Raw genomic sequence first — 814 nt, 5'->3', positions numbered from 1 at the left:
ATTAATTGCTCGCAATGACGGACTTCAATACGTCCATGACCAGCACTCACTTCACTAAATTCGTCGTAAGTATTAGACGTTGTACCTTCTCGCATTGATTTGTGCCACCAAGCTTCAAGCTCTGCTTTCATCCCAGAATGATTACCTTTTAAAGCTAATACGTAATCTGCTTTTTCTTTAATAATCTGCTTAGCTATTTCTTTCTGGCACCCCATTGCATCTAATGTGATAATACAGTTTTCAATATCAAGTAGCGTGAGCAGCCTTGGAATAGCTGTTATCTCGTTGCTTTTCTCATCAACCGCAACCTGCCCAAGAACGAGTTGATGTTGACAACTCCAAGCGCTGACAGCATGGAGGGGATTTTGCCTCTCACGAGTATCAAATGAACGCCTAGCTGTTTTACCATCGATAGCAATAACATCGCTTCCAGTAGCTTCAATAAGAGAGCTCATCCAGCGTTGAAACGCTGTCTCTATTTCTTCTGGCTTAAGACGGCATATAACGCGAGCGATGGTGTCATGGCGTGGAATACCATGTTCGAAAGGACGATAACGTCGTAGCCAATCTAGACGATGAATACCAAAATCTTCAATTTGCTCCCAGCCTTCGGCTCCTGATAGGACAGCACTGACGGCTAAAAGGATAATATCGAGAAGCTCATGTCGCTTACATCGGTCAATACGTGGGTCTTCAATAGCTTCAAAGTGTTGGAGAAAAGAGTCAGTCATGTTTTAAACACTACAATAAATGATTATTTACTGCTCTGATCGCTTCGCTACTCAAAAGTTTCATTTATAATGATCTTGCCGTG

General features: G+C 42.3%; 1 protein-coding gene. It reads right to left on the bottom strand.

Translation table 11 applies throughout. From position 1 onward, the window contains the following. On the bottom strand, window positions 1-731 hold a 731-nt coding region (locus tag PVK62_RS17365), incomplete at its 3' end, for an ISAs1 family transposase (RefSeq protein WP_274449506.1). Window positions 732-814 lie beyond the last annotated feature (83 nt).

The sequence above is a fragment of the Aliivibrio sp. S3MY1 genome, assembly GCF_028765575.1.
Taxonomy (GTDB): Bacteria; Pseudomonadota; Gammaproteobacteria; order Enterobacterales; family Vibrionaceae; genus Aliivibrio.
This window is presented reverse-complemented; position numbering and strand designations above follow the sequence as displayed.